This is a genomic window from Leucobacter sp. 7(1), assembly GCF_900163635.1.
Lineage (GTDB): Bacteria > Actinomycetota > Actinomycetes > Actinomycetales > Microbacteriaceae > Leucobacter.
In genome coordinates this window covers 1-16,356 of sequence record NZ_FUID01000025.1, presented here as the reverse complement: position 1 = coordinate 16,356, position 16,356 = coordinate 1, and the positions used below count along the sequence as shown (strand labels likewise).

Genomic DNA, 16,356 nt, shown 5'->3' with positions numbered 1-16,356 from the left:
GCTAGGGGCCGGGGGCTGGGGTGCGGGGTCAGCCGCGGCGCATCGGGGTGTGCGGGATCGCGTCCTCGAGAAACTCGGGGCCACTCGTGACAAAGCCGAAGCCCGCGTACCACTTCGTGAGGTACGACTGCGCGTGAATCAGGACGGGGTGCCCTGCGCACTCCGCGAGGGCCGCTTCGAGCAGGGTCGCGGCGACCCCGTGCCCGCGCCAGGCGGGTGCCGTGGCGACACGGCCGATGGAGCGTAGCCCGAGCTCTTGACGGTCCTCGGGGAGCAGCCGCAGCGTGGCGGCGACCTCCCCGTTGGCATCCTGTGCCCAGAACTGCACGGCTCCGGCGTCAAGGTCGCGCCCGTCAAGATCTAAGTAGGCGCACTCCTGCTCCACGACGAAGACCTCCTGGCGCAGCCGGCCGATCCGGTAGGCGATGCGCGCGGGGACGCCCTCCCACGTCGCGGCGGAGTGCAGGGTCAGCTCGGGGGGAAGTGCGCGCATACACCGATCCTGCCACGGCGGCTCGATTGCCGCGAGAATCCGCGAGGCTGGCCCGGGTGGCGAAGTCGATTTCCGTTCACGCCGCGGAGCCGGTAAAGTTTACTCCTGGTCGTGTTCACACGATCTTTGGCGGATTACCCGAGCGGCCAAAGGGGGCTGACTGTAAATCAGCTGGCACAGCCTACGGGGGTTCGAATCCCTCATCCGCCACAGAAAAGAAGACCCGGACACTGTTGAGAGATCAGCGGAGTCCGGGTCTTTTCTGTTGCGCGACGCAAGCCCCTAGCCAACGACTTCGCGCGGGACTATCGTGGGCAGCCCCGAGCGATAGGAGGCAGCATCATGACGAACGAGCATCACCCCAACGTTCCGCACCACGCCACCCGGACCGAGGCACCCAATGGCGAGGGCACGGCTCACCCGCCCCGCGACGGCGCAACTCAGGATCGACCCATTCTTGATGGGGCCTCGGAGTACTACGGCGACGAGGCGGAAGAAGTGAACCCGCGGCTGGGGCAAGAGGACCCCGCGTTGATCCGGCACCCCGAGACCGGCGAGCACACGCCTACGCCAGAGGACACTGAGACGGGACAGTAGCTCCCGCTCGACGAGCCCGGCGCAGCTCGTGTGAGAGGCCGAGATGAAGAAACCTTCATCTCGGCCTCATCTGCGCCTCACACAGACCGGGCACGATGGAGTCATGACACTCGCACGCCGACTCCTCCTCCCCGGGGTACTGATCGCGGTCCCCGCCGCGATTGCCCTGGGAAGCCTGGTGCTCATCCCGGTCCCGGGCGCCCCGGAGCTCCCCGCCGGGCCGATCGTGGCACCTGCACCGATCGTGGAGACGCCGAAGCGGGAACCTCAGCCCGAGCCGAAGCCAACTCCCCAGCCCGTGCCCGTTCCGGTCCCTGCTCCCGCGCCAGTGCCGGCCCCTACCCCGGTCCCTGCACCCGCACCGGTGCCCGCTCCCGCACCCGTCCCGTTGGACGACGACGGCGACGACTTCGGCGGCGACGACTGGGGCGACGATGACTGACATCCCGACGCGCGCGTTCCCCACGGAGATCCTCCCGACGGAGATCCTCCCGACGGAGCACCTCCCGGCAGCACCCACCACTCCGGCAACCACCGCGCCAGCACCCACCGCGCCAGCACCCACCGCGCCAGCACCCACCACGCCGGCCCCGCTCCGCACCCTGCGCGCCCGCACCCTGCCCGCGCGCTGGCGGATCACGGCTTGGATCGTGCTGAGTACGCTGTTCACGCTCTGCGCGATTGGCCTGGTGAGCCGGAGTCTGTCGCTCGCCACAGTTGAGGTGGAAGCGAACGCGCAGATCTCGCAGGAGGCCGAAGAATTCGCCCGATTCGTGGCGGAGGGTGTCGACCCGAAGACGACGCAGCCGTTCGCCTCGCCGGAGCGTCTGTTGGAGGTGTACCTGGCCCGCCAGTCCGTCAGCGAGGGCGAGCTGATCGTGGGGCTCGCGGGCGGCGCGATCGTCGGGCAACTCTCCGGTGTGCTCGGGCGGGATCCCGACGCGGTGCCGGATCTGGACACGCTCACGGCGCAGAGCGGCACCGCGCAACGTTCGGGCGCGGGCGAGACCCCCGATGGGGACCCCGTGCGTTGGGGTCGCATGGACTTCGAGGTGGGGGAAGACACGGGTGCCCTGTTCGTAGCGCAGTTCACGGCGGCTGATCGTGCCGCGGTGGATCGCTCGATGGGCACGCTCGCCTGGGTCGCGGCTATCGGCCTGCTGCTGTGCTCCGGCGTTGCCTGGCTCGTCGCCGGGCAGATCCTCGCGCCGGTCCGGGACGTCTACCGGGTCGCCCGCGACATTGGGGAACACGATCTCACGGCCCGCGTCCCGGTGGAGGGCAGCGACGACATCGCCCAGGTCGCGGCAACGTTCAACCAAATGCTCGACCGCTTGGAAGAGGCGCACCGCACGCAGCAGCGTTTTGTCGACGACGCGGGTCACGAGCTGCGCACGCCGATCACGATTGTGCGCGGCCACCTGGAATTGCTCAGCGAGGACCCTGTGGAACGACAGGCCACGCTGCGGCTTGTCACCGATGAACTTGCGCGGATGAGCCGAATCGTCTCGGACCTGCTCGTGCTGGCCCGCGCCCAGCAACCCGACTTTGTGCGGCTCTCGCCCCATGATGTTGCCGCGTTGACCCTGGATATCGAGGCGAAGGCGCAGGCGCTGGGGGACCGGCGGTGGCAGCTCATGGAGGTTGCTGAGGGCACCGCCGAGGTCGATGCTCAGCGCGTCACCCAGGCCGTCCTGCAGCTCGCCGCGAACGCGGTACAGGTGACGGACGCGGGCGACCGGATTCGGATCGGCTCCCGCTTCGACGGGCACGGCGCAGACCGTCGCCTCAGCGTGTGGGTCGCCGACGAAGGCCCGGGTGTCGCCGAGGAGGCGGCCGCGCGGATCTTCGAGCGCTTCGTGCACGGCGGCCACGTCGCCGCCCGCAGCGACACGGCCGGCCCCGCGGCCCGGCATGGCTCCGGTCTGGGGCTCGCGATCGTACGCGCCATCACCGACGGGCATGGCGGATCCGCCTGGGTGGAGAGCACCCTCGGTGCGGGGGCGACCTTCGGGCTCGACCTGCCCGCTCCGGAGCCAACGAACTCGGAGATCCCGGCCGCCCCGATCAGCCACGAAGATACCGCCGTCACGACACCCCTGACCACCTCGAAGGAGCACTGACATGCGCCACATCCTGATCGCGGAAGACGATCCGCACATCACCTCCTTCGTATCGCGGGGGCTGCGCGCCGCGGGGTATGACACGACCGAGGCTCCCGACGGTGAGACCGCGCTGATTCTCGCACGATCCGGCTCTTTTGATCTTGTATTGCTCGATATTGGACTCCCCGGAATCGATGGCTTCACCGTGCTGAGTCACCTGCGGGGCGAGGGAGTCACCGTCCCCGTGATCGTGCTCACCGCGCGCGACTCCGTGATCGACACGGTGCGCGGGCTCGAAGGCGGTGCCAACGACTATGTGACGAAGCCGTTCCAGTTCGCAGAGCTCCTGGCTCGTGTGCGCCTGCGCATTGGTGACGGCGAGCAGCGCCCGGTGGGCCCCGTGCTCAGCCACGGCGACGTCACGCTCGATGTGCGAGCCCGGCGGGTCACGGTGGGGGATCTGGCGGCGGATCTGACGGCCCGGGAGTTCGATCTGCTCGAGGTGCTGCTGCAGCACCCGGGGCAGGTGCTGACGCGGGATCAGCTCATCGGTCAGGTGTGGGGTTTCGACTTCGATCCAGCCTCCAATGTTGTCGACGTGTATGTGCGTGCGCTACGCGGCAAGATCGGTGCCGAACGCATCGAGACTGTGCGCGGCGCGGGATACCGGCTGCGATGAGTGCCGTGAGATACGCCACCGAGCCGCCCCGCAGGCGGTCAGCCCCATCGGCCCGGTCGGCCCAGTTGGCCCCGCCGGCCTCGCCGCGGCCGACCCGATCCGCCGCGGCGACTCGCCGCGGAATCGCTGCCGCGGTGCTCGGGGTACTCGCTGTCTGGCTGCTCGCACCCGCTGCGGTGCGGGCGGCGGAGGGCGTGACGGATCCGGCGGCGCTCTCGCTCCCTGCCGCCACCACGATCGCGGTCTTTCTCACTGCAGTGTGGGCCTGGGTGTTCACCGCGCTCGACGACACCCTTGTCGCCTTTCTCGCCGCGGTCGCGCTCATCCTGCTCGGTGTGCTCCCCGCCGCCGACTTCTTTTCGGCGCTCGGAGACGAGACGATCTGGCTGCTAATCTGCGCCTGCATGATTGCCGCCGGCGTTGCCGCGTCGGGTCTCGCGCTGCGGGGGGCCGCTCAGCTCGTGTCCCGGGCACAGACGCCCCGCGGCCTGGCGCACGCGAGCACCGCCGCGTTGATCGTGTCCGCGTTCGCGATCCCCGCAACGAGCGGCCGGGCCGCCCTCGCGCTCCCGGTCTACCGGGCGCTCGCCACCGCACTTCCGGGCCGCGCGGGCCTGCTGCGCGCGCTCGGCCTGATCTTCCCGACCGTGATCCTGCTCTCCGCGGTGGCCTCCCTGCTCGGAGCCGGGGCACACCTGATCACGAGTCAGATCCTTGCCGATGCGACAGGCGAGGGGATCGGCTTCTTGCGCTGGTTGGTGCTGGGTCTGCCCCTTGCGGTGGTGTCCTCGCACCTGGCGTGCGAGCTGATCCTGTTTCTCTTCACGGACCGTGCCGAGCGGCGCGCACCGGTGCGGATCACACTCGCAGAACTTGCCTCCGACGCCCCCACGCCGGTGGCGGGGCCGCTCACGGGAGCCGAGCGCCGCGCGCTGATCCTGCTCGCCGCCGTGATTGCGCTGTGGTGCACGGAGCCGCTGCACGGGCTCGCTCCCGCGGTGGTCGCCCTGCTCGGCGCGCTCGCCGCAACGCTACCCGGGATCGGCTGCATCACCCTGAAGGACGCGGTGAAGCGGGTGCCGTGGCACCTGCTGCTGTTCCTGGCGGCAACGCTTGCGCTCGGCGCAGCACTCACCGCCACGGGCGCAGCAACCTGGCTCGGAAACACGCTCCTCGCCCCAGTGAGCGAGCTCGGCGCGGGGGCCGGAATCGCGTTCCTGCTGATCGTGGTTGCGGCCTCGCTGGCCGCACACCTGGTGATCCAGTCGCGCTCGGCCCGATCTGCCGCGCTGATCCCGATCATCGTCGCAATCGCGCCCGGAATCGGCATCGACCCGGTCGCCGCCGCTTTTGCCTCGACAGCTGCGGCCGGGTTCTGCCACACGCTTCCCAGCTCCGCCAAGCCCGTGGCCATGTTTACGGATCCCGATGCCGGGGCCGGGATCGCGCCGGAGGATCTCCTGAGGCTATCCCGCTGGCTTGCGCCGCTCCTGTTTTTCCTCATCGTGGCGTGCGCGTTCTGGCCGTGGCCGGCACTCGGACTGCCGCTGCTGCTCTAGCGGGCTCGCCCCGCACACCGTAGGGCCTGGCCCCACTCACCGGGCTTTCGGCCCGTATCGAACACACAGCCGGGGACACCCCCGGTATTCGTCGACCCCACACGGAGGTACTTCATGTCTATCCACATCCCGCAGCGCATCCTCGTCGCCCCCAGCGGATTCAAGGAGAGCCTGGGCGCTGACGCCGTGGCCGCCGCCATCGCTGCCGGGATCCGGCGCGTGATCCCGGGCGTTCAGGTCGATGAGTACCCGGTGCCCGATGGTGGCGAGGGGACGGCCGAAGTGGTCGCCGCAACAACGGGTGGTGAGCTTGTTCCTGCCGTGGTCACCGGCCCGGTCGGTGCCCCCGTGACAGCGCACTGGGCGCGACTCGGCGGCGCGTCCCGGGGCACCGCGGTCGTGGAGATGGCCGCCGCCGCGGGGCTGCGCCTCGTGCCACGCGATCAGCGTGACCCCGGGGCCACGACGACGGCGGGGGTGGGCGAGCTGATCGCTGCGGCGCTCGACGACGGGGCATCCCGCATCATCGTGGGGTGCGGCGACTCGGGAACAAGCGACGGCGGGGCCGGGGCGCTGCGAGCGCTCGGCGTGCGGATCCTCGACGCGGCCGGGACTGAGCTCCCCGACGGGGGTGCTCATCTCGCCCGGGCTGCCCGGATCGATCTGTCGGGACTGCACCCGCGCGCCCGCGAAGTCGAGATCGTGCTCGCGTGTAACACGCACAACGTGCTGTGCGGCCCGCGGGGCGTCGCTCGCGTGTTTGGCCCGCAAAAGGGTGCCACCCCAGCCCAGGTCGAGCAACTCTCAGCCGCCCTCGAACACTGGGCGGCGTTGCTTGCAGAGACCCTGCCCGCGCTCCCCCTCGCCCCCGGAAGGTCACCCGTCCCGGCCTTGGATCTGCGCACCGGACCGGGCACGGGGGCCTCAGGGGGCCTCGGAGCCGGTCTCGCCGCGGTGCTCGGGGCACGCCTCGCCCCGCGATTCGAGGTGCTGCTCGATCCGAGCGTCGCACCGGTGTGCCTCGACGCCCTGATCGCGGAGGCGGATCTTGTCATTACCGCGGAGGGTGCAATCGATTTTCAGACGCCGCGCGGCAAGGTGCCCGCCGAGATCGCGCTCCGGGCGCGCACGGCTGGGGTTCCCGTGCTCGGAATCGCGGGATCGCTCGGGGCTGGTGCCCCCGACGTGCATGACATCGGGATCGGCGCGATCGCCTCGATCCTGACCGTGCCGATGGCGCTTGAGCAGGCGGTGGATCAGGGCGAGGAATTGCTGCGGGACGCCGCTGAGCGCAGCATGCGCATGATCCTACTCGGCTCGGCACTCTCGGCGCGTGGGGTGCAGCGCCTCGCCGCGTAACGGCGGACCGCGAGGGTGAGGCGCGGGGTGATGTCGCATCGGAGTCGTTCCGATCCGGCGCTGAACGATTGTCGGGGTGAGGGTCGAATTTGAGACGCAACGGCTCCCCGCAGACGACACAACGCAAGCAAACGCGCCCAAAACACGTTTTGGTTCCGCCAGAGTGCCGGAATTCGCTAGGGTCGTTCTGGGGTGCAATCGCACCAGGGAGATATGGTTCGACCGGGGATTTTTCGCGTCAACGCCCGCGCAGATCACGCGTTCAACAGAGCATCGGAGCTCAGCGTTGAGCGCCGAGACTCGCGGGGTGGCCGGGCGCAACGACGTCGGGGTGCGAGGAGTGCCCGTGCGAATCATGGTTGTCAGAGAGGACACCAGCTACAGATGCACGAACATCACGCCGCCCCGACGGGGCCACGGATGCGGAAACGAGTGCTCGGCGCACTGGGCGCCGCAGCCATCGCCGTGCCGCTGATTGCGGCACCGAGCGCCGCCTTCGCGGCACCGTACGCGCCGCCCACAGGGATCGACGCAATCAAGTCGGGCACCTATCTGCCCGACTACCTGCAGGAGTTCACCGGGCAGGTGAACGACGAGGCCGTCTTCGGCCACGTGAAGCACCTCGCTGTCGACATCGGGCCGCGGGTCGCCGGAACAAGCGCCGAGGTCGAAGCAAACGCGTACGTCAAGCGGCAGCTTGAGTCGTACGGCTTCACGACCGAGACCGAAACCTTCCCGGTCTCTGTCTCGACCTACGCGAACGCCACGCCGGATCGCGACCTGCCGACGCAGGTGAGCTGGCAGTACCGCCCGGCTGCGAATGCGCTGTTCACGAACACACCCGTCACGGCCCAGGTCTTCGACCTCGGCACGAACACGACCGTGGTTCCCGAAGAGGTCACCGGGAAGTTTGTTGTGGCGACCTGGAATGCCACTGCCGCAACCCGGTCCCAGCTGTTGACCGATCTCGCGACCGCGGGCGCAGCGGGCGTGATCTTCACGAACACGGCCGCGAGTCAGGCGCTCTCGAACCCCGGGAATGTGCCCGAGGCGGCCACCGGGATCCAGGTCGTTGGTGCCTCGCTGTACCAGGGTGAGCGGATCCGCGAACTGCTCACGACAGGCCCGCTGACGCTGAGCATGACCACAGAACGCAGCAGCACGGAGAGCTCCAACACGATCGGCGTGCGTCCCGCGGTGGGCGACACTGACGGGACCGCCCCGATCCTCTACATCGGCGCGCACATCGACTCCGTGGTCGGCAGCCCGGGGGCGAGCGACAATGCTTCCGGCGTGGGCATCATGCTGGAGTCCGCGCGGATCCTGAGCCAGTACGCGCTTGACACGGAGATCCGCGTCGGCACCTGGGGTGCCGAGGAGAAGGGTATCGTCGGGTCGCAGGTGCACGCGAAGAGCCTGACGCCCGAGGAAATCGACCGTACGATCGGTGCCTGGAACATGGACATGGCCGGGACCGCGCACCTCGGAACCCCGGAGAAGCCGTTCGGGTTTTGGGGCCTGAGCCTCAAGAAGGACGGCATGAGTAACGACGTCCTGAACCACGCGGACGCACTCTCGGGACACACGGATCGTGGCCCGCTGAACCGCGGGTTCGTGGGGCGGAGTGACCACCAGTCCTTCCAGGACGTGGGAATCGACGCCGCAGTGTTCAGCTGGATGTTCTGGTCCGAGACCGATTCGATCGTGCTTGAGCCGACCTACCACATGTCGAACGACACGATCGATTACGTGTCGCAGGAACGCATGGGCATCTCTGCCGAGATCATTGGTGGCTCCGCGTTCCGCGCGGCACTGAACACGCTGACTGTCACCGTCGAGGACGAGGCGGGCAAGCCCGCTGCGGGCGTGCCCGTGGCAATGTCTTGCGGTGCCGACGAGGGGTGGCGCGAGGTCGGGGCGACCGCGGATGACGGTACGGTATCCGCGCTCGCCCCCACGACCGAGTGCGACTTCGCAGCGCTCGGCGCGAACGGCGCAATCGGCGGCGCACTGGGCCAGCAGATCGCCACCGACGCGGAGGTCGAGATCGCGCTGATCAAGGACACCACGACGCCGACGGTCACGTTCGAAGCGCCGCAGGGTGCGAACGAGGCTGGCTGGTACCGCACCGCACCGATCACCGTGGGCATCGCGGCGGACGACGAGACCGACGAGGCTCCCCTCGTGGAGTTCTCGCGCAACGGCACCGACTGGGCCGCGTACACCGGCCCGATCGAACTCGCCGATGAGGGCGTGAACACGCTGTTCGCACGCGCTACGGATGGCGCCGGCAACACGACGCTGCTCCCGGCGGACGGGCCGCAAGAATTCCGACTCGACTCGGTCGCACCGACGCTCGCGGCAACCGCTAATCCGGCTGCGCGCGGTGACGTCACGGTCGAGGCTGCTGACGCGACTTCGGGCGTGGCAGACGTTGAGTACCGGGTGCTGCCGGATGGCGCGTGGGCGTCGCTCCAGAGCGAACCTGCCGGTGCGGGTGCGGCACGATCCGCCGCCGCTGCAGCCCCGGTGACCGGTGAAGCGTTTACGGCTACGATCCCGCTGGGGGCCGAGGCCGCGACGGTCGAGGTTCGTGCGACGGACACGGCGGGCAACGCGAGCGCGGCGGCGACGCTGAGCTTCGCGGCTGACGCGACGGTGAAGCCGGAGCCCAAGCCCGAGCCTCAGCCGGACGGGAAAACCCCGCCGGTGGGCGGCAAGCCCGCCCCGGGCAAGGAGCTTGCGCACACGGGCGGCCCCTCGCTGCTTGCGTACGGGGCATTCGCCGGTGCCCTGCTCCTTCTGAGCGGTGGTGCCCTGGTGATCGCGCGACGTCGTTCGCTGCACTCCGAGGTGAGCGACAGCTAGGCGCTCACAGCTTCACGAGGCCCCCCTCCCGCAGACAGGATGTCTGCGGGAGGGGGGCCTTTTGCACTCATTGCACTGAGGGAGGCGCACTCAGGTCACGTCCGTATGGGCTCAAGTTGTGGTGCTTCAGGGATCACATGCTCGGTTCTCGGGCAGCATGGCGGGTGGCGATGAATCAACAGGCGCCGCGGGCACAGCCGCGGCCTACGGCAAGCGGGCGGTCCGGGCGATCCGGGCTCGATCCTCCGCAGATTGGCGAGCATGCGACACACACTTCCAGGCCGGACGCTACGGCGATCCCTCGTCCTTGGAATGGTGACCCTTCTGGCAGCGGTGGGGCTGACCGCGCAACCGAGTAGCGCCGCGCTTGCGGCGACCGGCGTCACCCAGGGGCGAATCACGATCGATGAGCCGAACCCGATCAAAGAGATCACACTGTCTCCGGGTTCTCAGATGCAGCTGAACTCGCGCACCATGGATGGCAACGCGTTCTATGTGCGAGGGGGTCTCCCGGATGCGTACCCAATTCTCTTCGACCTCGGAAAGAACGTTCTCATGAAGCGGGGTGTCGACGGGACACAAACGCACGGGGGAACGGGGACGGTGGCCGATCCGTTTGTGCTCGAAACCCGGGGCCCACTCGCAGATGAGTACGCAATGTTCACACTGACCCAGCGCCTCACCTATGTCCTGGGAGCCGAGTACGTCCAGAGTGACCTGACGCTGGAGAATACGGGCGCGAATGAAACTCACGTGCAGCTCGGCCAATACGCGGATTGCACGTTCAAGGGCTCAGACAAGGGACTTTCTGCGCTGCACCCCGACAGCATGGTGCAGTGCCTGAACGGCGCGAATGCGATCAGTCTCGTGGGGGTGTCCCCGGGAGCCAAGTTTGCCGGCGGACACTTTGGTGGCGTGAAGACAGCGCTTGAGAAGTCCTTCATGGAGAGCCCCAGTGCGGACAAGTGCTGGGTGAGTTCGACCGTTACCGGAGCGTGCGACACCGACATCGATAATGGCTTCGGTATGGCCTGGGATCTGACGCTCGCAGGGGGCGCACAAGCCACCCGGAGCGCCTACATCAGTTATGCAAGCGCGCTCGCAATGGTCGACCTCGACGTGGACGCACAGGTATCGAGCACAGAGATTGAACTGGGAGAAGCCGTCACCTACGCTCTTCAAGTGAGCAACGGAGGGCCCGACACCGCCGAAAATGTTGCGGTTGCCTTTGCGCTACCCGAGGGCATGGCCTGGGTCTCGGATACCGGTGACTACGATCCGGAAAGCGGTGTATGGGCGATTTCGAGCCTGCCAGAGGGGCAGTCGGAACATCTGGAGGTCACCGTTCGCCCAGTGATCGCGGGACAGTTCAGCACACGTATCACCGCGGTGAGTTCCCAGGGCATTGACCAGGATCCCTGCCAGGCGACCGGGAGTTGCGGACCGGAACTGACGGTGTTCGTCGATGACAGCGGTTTCGCGGCGACGAGCGCGATCACGGCCGCTCCTGCGGAGGTGCTCGCCGACGGTGAGGAATCTGCGACGATCACGATCACCGCGAAGAACAGAGCCGGAGAACCAGCCACGACCGGGGGCGGGAACGTCACGCTGTCAACGACGTTCGGTGACTTGGGTGCGGTGACCGATCACGGTAACGGCACGTATACGGCGGATCTGGTGTCCAGTCGAGCGGGATCAGCCGTTATTAGTTTTACGATGCACGGCATCGAGGCCCCGGCGACAACTTCCGTGAGCTTCTTCGCCGGGCCCACTGACCCGAGCAATGCCGAGACGCGGTTCACCGTGTCGACGGGAGCACTGCCCGTTGGTGACGCGCCCCACACAGTGCGTGTCCAGTTAGTTGATCGCACCGGAAACCCGGTCACCGGGGCGGCCGAGCGCCTCCGCGCCAGTACCGATGATCCGTTGGGTGCCGGGGAGATCGGGAGCTTTTCCGAGCTGGCAGAACCCGGAAGCTACGAAGCGCGAGTGACCTCCACCAGCGCGGGATCCAAAGAGTTGGCCGTGCACCATGACGGGACAGCGATCTCGGCTGACGGGAACCGGGTAGCGGCGTTCGCGCCCGGAGACGTCGATCTCAGTGGGCCTGGTACCGGCTTCACAGTGTCGGACGCGGTGCTCGTTGCGGGGAGCGGGAACCACACGGTCTCCGTCGCCCTGAGCGACGAGTACGGCAACGCGATCTCGGGGCTGGCCGCTGAGCTCACTGCTGCGACAACCGCGTCATTGGGGGCCGGAGAAGTCGGACCGTTCCTTGAGACCGACCGAGCGGGATACTACGAAGCGTCTGTCTCGTCGACACGTGCGGGTGAGAAACCTCTCACCGTCGGGCTGGGAACCCACACGATCCCGACGGTTGGGAATGACACGGCGCGCTTCATCCCGGGTGACGTCGACCTCAGTCGATCAGAGACTGGCTATCGCGTCTCTGAAGGGGACGCTTCGGTCAGCGGCGGATCACACGCCGTGACCGTTACGCTTGTCGACGCGTTTGGCAACCCCATTCCCGGGCAGGCCGCCGAGTTGAGCGCTGCGACGGACGGTCCGCTGGGCGGCGGGGCCATCACGGAGTTCGCCGAGACAACGGAGCCCGGAGAGTACCGCGCCGCACTCACCTCAACGGTGGCGGGAGAAAAAGCGGTGACCGCGACGGTGGCCGGCGCCGCACTTTCCGCCCCGGGGAACGCGACGGCTTGGTTCGTCGCAGGCGGCGTGGACACCGAGAACCCGGGCACCGGCTACATCGTCACCGAGGGATCCCGTGAAGTGGGCGGCGAGACCCACACGGTCACAGTCACGCTCGTCGATGAGTTCGGGAATCCCGTGTCGGGGCAGGCCGCAGGGCTGAGCGGAACAGTCGAAGCTGGTCTCGGAGACGGGGCAGTGGGCGCGTTTGTCGAGAGCGCCGAGACCCCGGGAAGCTACATGGCCCAGGTCGGGTCGACCGAAGCAGGGCTGAAGCCGATCCAGGTGGCATTCGGTGGTGGCGCAGTCACACTGCGTGGAAACGGCGAGGCCGTGTTTGTGCCGGGTGCGGTGGATACCGCACATGCGCGGAGCGCATATGGCGTCTCAGAGGGCGCGCGGATCGTCGATTCGGATCCCCACACTGTCACCGTGACTCTCGTGGATCGCTACGGCAACGGCGTGAGCGGTGAGGCCGCGCGCCTGAGCGCTTCCAGCGTGGAATCGCTCGGCAGCGGCGAGATCACCGCCTTCACGGATCTCGGTGACGGTGTCTATGCCGCGGAGGTCAGTTCCACGCGCGCGGGCAGCAAGACGATTACCGCGGCCTGGGGCAGCGTCGCCATCGTGCTCTCCAGAAACGGAGTTGCTGAGTTTTATTCGGACAACGCGGATCCTGAACACCCGGACACCACCTTCGCAGTGACCTCGGGGCTGCGGACGGTGGGCGCTGAGACCCACACGGTCACCGTGCAGCTCGCCGATCGGTTCGGGAACCCGGTGTCTGGAACCGCTTCAGAGCTCGCGATTGCGACAGCGTCCGAGCTGGGTGGTGCGCGACCGGGTGTGTTCGCGGAAGCGGAGGTCGCGGGTGTGTACCAGGCGATCCTGCCGTCCCACTCCGCCGGCGACAAACTCATCGTGGTCGGGTTGTGGAACACCGTGATCCGGCCCGACGGAAATGACATTGCGCGCTTCATCGCAGGTCCGGCGGACCTGAGCCAAACCACCCTCGAAGCTCCCGAGCGGCTCCGCGCCGACGGCGTGGACTCGGGGCCCGTCACGGTAGCGCTGTTCGACTCGTTCGGAAACCCGAGCGATGCCGTGGACACTGTGGAAATCACAAGTTCGCTCGGGGAACTCGGGAGCCAGACACAGCCGAATGCGGGCCAGTTCCGCGCCAGCCTCAGCTCCAAAGAGCCCGGGACAGCGGTGGTGGGTGCGCTTGTGGACGGTGAGATTGCTCCAGTCACAGCCGAGGTCGTGTTTGACCGAGTTTCCGGTGGGACCGAACCCGGTGGTGAGGACCAGGAAGGCGGCGGGCTCCCACCGACCGGTGGGCCAGCACTCTGGGGAGGCGGCATCCTTGGACTACTCCTGCTTGCGCTCGGAGTTTGGCGGATGCTGCGGACACGGCGCGTGACTCCTTTCCGCGAGATGGGGAGGTGACGTGGACCGCGTACTGACTGAGACGGCTGGAAGGCCTGCAGTGAACGATGCGCTTGCGCTACACAGGTTTCGACGCTCGGAGGGTGTACGTGAGCGGCACTGATCCGGAGCGTTCCGTGAGGAGCCACTCGCCGTCCGCGCGGAGCGTCATCTGTCCCGGGAGCGCCTCCCACGGCACGCTGTCGTGTTCCACGAGGCTGTCGATCCGGAGCCCGCTCTCGATCAACGCCGTGACGATCTCGCCGAGCGAGTGGTTCCACTCGTAGGTGTGTGAGGCCTGGAGTGGGGCCGCGGTTACGACGTAGCTCTGATCGTCGTCCCACTCCGTGGGTGCCTCGTGCTCGAAGTAGGGGTAGCGGAGGTGGAGGTCGTCTTCGAGGGACTCGTCGATCGCCCACAGGATCGGGTGGCCCTCGCGAATGAACAGGGAGCCGCCCGGGGCCAGGAGCGCGGCGACGACCTCGGCCCACTCGCGAATCTTGGGGAGCCAACACAGGGCCCCGATGCCCGTGTACACGAGGTCGAATCCGCCGTTCGGCAGCACAGCAGCGGCTTCACGCACGTCGGCGTGCACAAAATCGACCGCATCGCCGGTCTCCTGTGCAAGCCGTCGCGCTTCAGCGATCCCGCGCTCCGAAAAATCCAGGCCGGTCACCCGGGCCCCAAGCCGTGCTAGCGAGATCGTGTCAGTGCCGATGTGGCACTGCAGGTGCACGGTACGGAGTCCGGAGACATCACCGAGAAGCGGCTGGTCGAATCGCACGACGTCGGAGAGCGCCGACCGGTCCGCCACATACCGCTGCACCTCGTACCCCGAGCCGTCCCGAGCGGCGTGCAGTTCGGCACGTTCGTCCCAGTTCGCCTGATTCGCGGCAGTGAAATTGTGTGTCACGTTTTCCTCCGGTTGGGACCGTGTGTCCTCGGGCAGGGTAGCACCAGGCGTACGCTGGCGGCATGAGCGATCTTGAGTCCCGTCTGCGGTCCCTGCCCGCATTTCCCCACCCGCTCCCCGTGTTGCACGAGGCCGAACTCCCCGCCGATCCGGACGTGCTCTTCCGAGAGTGGCTGGACGCCGCGATCTCAGGCACCGAACGGCAGCCGCACGCGATGGCGTTCGCCTCGCTCCAGGCCGACGGCACCCCGGTGGTGCGGACCCTCATTCTGAAAGACATCGATGCCGATGGGTACCATTTCTCGACCCACCGGACGTCGCGTAAAGGGGGTGAGCTTGCGGCCGACCCGCGGTGCTCGATGCTGTTCTTCTGGCGGGAGTTCGGGCGGCAAGTGCGGGTGACCGGAACCGCGGTCGCGCTCGCTGACGTCGTGAGCCAGCGCGACTGGTCGGAGCGTCCGAGCTACACGGGGAGCCCGAACTCGGATTGGCAGCGGTATGCGCTGCGGCCGGATACGTTTGAGTTCATGCAGGCCCGGGAGGACCGCCAGCACACGCGCATTGAATACGTGCGCGCGGGATCCGACTGGCAGCACGCCGCCGTGCGCACCCCGGCAGGTTAGCGCGGGCAGCTCGTGAACGCGTAGTCGGGGTCGCCGGGGACCGACAGCAGCCGATCCCGCAGCACCATCGTTCCCGGCGCATCGGGGTCGGCGCACATCTCGATAAACGGGCGGGGCAACTCGTCGGTGTACTCGATATCGATGACGTGCTCGCCGTACACGTCCGTGTACGCGGGGCACTCGCTGAACACGCTGCACTCCTCGGTGACGGCGAAGTCGAACCCCGCCCGCTCTTGCAGCACAGCGGCATCCTCTGCGGCGTTCTTCTGCCCGGCTGCGAGACCGGCCCCGTGGGCCACGCGGACGAGCTCGCTGGCGAGCGCAAGGTTGTGATCACGCGTGAGTACCCCGCCAGATCGTGTGTACGAGTCGAGGTTGTCGAACTCGACAGCGTCGAAGCCGTCGCGTGCGCAGCCCTCGACCCACGGGCTGATGACGGCGAGGACCGCCGCGCGCCGCTCCGCGGTGGACGTGTCGAGCAGCGCCTCATCCGGCCAGTCCGGGTCAAAGCGGATCTTGCCGTCCTGGCCTCGAAGTAGCGTCTCATCGGGGAACACATCGAGCTCTCCGGGCTGCGTTTGGAACCCGTTGACGTAGCAGATTGAGTAGACCCCAGGCGCGGGATCGGCGCTGCGATCGCGCCCCACGATGGTGACCTCGGGCGCAGGATCGTAGGCACCGCCCAGCTGGTAGTCAGGGGTGCCGCCGGCCGGGGGAAGGTCAATTCCCGGGGCGCTCCCGCAGCCGCTCAGGGCCAGGAGCAGCACGGCAGCCGCGCCGCTCCGTCCAAGGCTTCGCCTCACTCCCCGCCACAGGTGACGGCGCGGGGCTGAGTGCTGCGGGGAGAGGATCACGCCTCCCAGTATCGCGGACGCATGCGCGTTCCTGGTCATCCCGCCGCTTACAGACCTCGCCCAAACTGAGGCCGTTTATCGTACATGAGTCAAATTTCGGGGGAAAAGGGGGCGGTCTCAGGTGGTGAGTGCAACACCTGCCCTATCTCTAGCAGGAAGCCCTCACCACTGA

General features: G+C 67.9%; 12 protein-coding genes and 1 tRNA gene. 10 read left to right on the top strand and 3 right to left on the bottom strand.

Features of this window, described 5'->3' with window-relative positions:
• Positions 1 to 28: 28 nt before the first annotated feature.
• A complete protein-coding gene (locus FM113_RS05465; RefSeq protein WP_087012322.1) occupies positions 29 to 493 on the bottom strand; it encodes a GNAT family N-acetyltransferase in 465 nt (154 codons plus the stop codon).
• Between the two features lie 128 nt (positions 494 to 621).
• On the opposite strand from FM113_RS05465, the gene FM113_RS05460 reads away from it, so the two are divergent.
• The 9 genes from FM113_RS05460 to FM113_RS05420 all read left to right on the top strand — a co-directional run bounded on the left by FM113_RS05460 (position 622) and on the right by FM113_RS05420 (position 13,815).
• Positions 622 to 703, top strand: a tRNA-Tyr gene (locus tag FM113_RS05460).
• A gap of 132 nt (positions 704 to 835) precedes the next feature.
• A complete protein-coding gene (locus tag FM113_RS05455) occupies positions 836 to 1,090 on the top strand; it encodes a hypothetical protein (RefSeq protein WP_087012320.1) in 255 nt (84 codons plus the stop codon).
• Between the two features lie 103 nt (positions 1,091 to 1,193).
• A complete protein-coding gene (locus tag FM113_RS05450) occupies positions 1,194 to 1,532 on the top strand; it encodes a hypothetical protein (protein WP_087012318.1) in 339 nt (112 codons plus the stop codon).
• The gene (locus FM113_RS05445; protein WP_087012316.1) at positions 1,525 to 3,213 is read left to right on the top strand and encodes a cell wall metabolism sensor histidine kinase WalK; all 1,689 of its coding nucleotides are present in this window, start codon (positions 1,525 to 1,527) and stop codon (positions 3,211 to 3,213) included. Before FM113_RS05450 ends, FM113_RS05445 begins: the two co-directional genes overlap by 8 nt.
• Before the next feature lies 1 nt (position 3,214).
• The gene (locus FM113_RS05440) at positions 3,215 to 3,874 is read left to right on the top strand and encodes a response regulator transcription factor (RefSeq protein ID WP_087012314.1); all 660 of its coding nucleotides are present in this window, start codon (positions 3,215 to 3,217) and stop codon (positions 3,872 to 3,874) included.
• Positions 3,871 to 5,433, top strand: coding sequence for an SLC13 family permease (locus FM113_RS05435; RefSeq protein ID WP_087012312.1), 1,563 nt, complete (start codon positions 3,871 to 3,873; stop codon positions 5,431 to 5,433). The genes FM113_RS05440 and FM113_RS05435 overlap by 4 nt, the downstream gene beginning before the upstream one ends.
• Before the next feature lie 114 nt (positions 5,434 to 5,547).
• A complete protein-coding gene (locus FM113_RS05430; RefSeq protein ID WP_087012311.1) occupies positions 5,548 to 6,792 on the top strand; it encodes a glycerate kinase in 1,245 nt (414 codons plus the stop codon).
• A 384-nt stretch (positions 6,793 to 7,176) separates the two neighbouring features.
• Positions 7,177 to 9,660: a M28 family peptidase gene (locus tag FM113_RS05425; RefSeq protein WP_176387086.1), complete on the top strand. Its 2,484-nt coding sequence runs from the start codon at positions 7,177 to 7,179 to the stop codon at positions 9,658 to 9,660.
• Between the two features lie 261 nt (positions 9,661 to 9,921).
• Positions 9,922 to 13,815, top strand: coding sequence for an invasin domain 3-containing protein (locus FM113_RS05420; RefSeq protein ID WP_087012307.1), 3,894 nt, complete (start codon positions 9,922 to 9,924; stop codon positions 13,813 to 13,815).
• 58 nt (positions 13,816 to 13,873) lie between these two features.
• On the opposite strand, the gene FM113_RS05415 is transcribed toward FM113_RS05420, so the two are convergent.
• A complete protein-coding gene (locus FM113_RS05415) occupies positions 13,874 to 14,707 on the bottom strand; it encodes a bifunctional 2-polyprenyl-6-hydroxyphenol methylase/3-demethylubiquinol 3-O-methyltransferase UbiG (RefSeq protein ID WP_254908884.1) in 834 nt (277 codons plus the stop codon).
• A 62-nt stretch (positions 14,708 to 14,769) separates the two neighbouring features.
• Between FM113_RS05415 and FM113_RS05410 the strand changes: the two genes are divergently transcribed.
• Positions 14,770 to 15,330: a pyridoxal 5'-phosphate synthase gene (locus tag FM113_RS05410; protein WP_087012324.1), complete on the top strand. Its 561-nt coding sequence runs from the start codon at positions 14,770 to 14,772 to the stop codon at positions 15,328 to 15,330.
• On the opposite strand, the gene FM113_RS05405 is transcribed toward FM113_RS05410, so the two are convergent.
• The gene (locus FM113_RS05405) at positions 15,327 to 16,184 is read right to left on the bottom strand and encodes an endo alpha-1,4 polygalactosaminidase (protein WP_369676687.1); all 858 of its coding nucleotides are present in this window, start codon (positions 16,182 to 16,184) and stop codon (positions 15,327 to 15,329) included. The two genes, FM113_RS05410 and FM113_RS05405, sit on opposite strands and share 4 nt — an antisense overlap.
• Positions 16,185 to 16,356 lie beyond the last annotated feature (172 nt).

Coding starts and splice junctions, on each gene's coding strand:
- FM113_RS05465 (WP_087012322.1), bottom strand. CDS start 493: ATGCGCGCACTTCCCCCCGAGCTGACCCTGCACTCCGCCGCGACGTGG.
- FM113_RS05410 (WP_087012324.1), top strand. CDS start 14,770: ATGAGCGATCTTGAGTCCCGTCTGCGGTCCCTGCCCGCATTTCCCCAC.
- FM113_RS05440 (WP_087012314.1), top strand. CDS start 3,215: ATGCGCCACATCCTGATCGCGGAAGACGATCCGCACATCACCTCCTTC.
- FM113_RS05450 (WP_087012318.1), top strand. CDS start 1,194: ATGACACTCGCACGCCGACTCCTCCTCCCCGGGGTACTGATCGCGGTC.
- FM113_RS05430 (WP_087012311.1), top strand. CDS start 5,548: ATGTCTATCCACATCCCGCAGCGCATCCTCGTCGCCCCCAGCGGATTC.
- FM113_RS05435 (WP_087012312.1), top strand. CDS start 3,871: ATGAGTGCCGTGAGATACGCCACCGAGCCGCCCCGCAGGCGGTCAGCC.
- FM113_RS05455 (WP_087012320.1), top strand. CDS start 836: ATGACGAACGAGCATCACCCCAACGTTCCGCACCACGCCACCCGGACC.
- FM113_RS05425 (WP_176387086.1), top strand. CDS start 7,177: ATGCACGAACATCACGCCGCCCCGACGGGGCCACGGATGCGGAAACGA.
- FM113_RS05420 (WP_087012307.1), top strand. CDS start 9,922: ATGCGACACACACTTCCAGGCCGGACGCTACGGCGATCCCTCGTCCTT.
- FM113_RS05445 (WP_087012316.1), top strand. CDS start 1,525: ATGACTGACATCCCGACGCGCGCGTTCCCCACGGAGATCCTCCCGACG.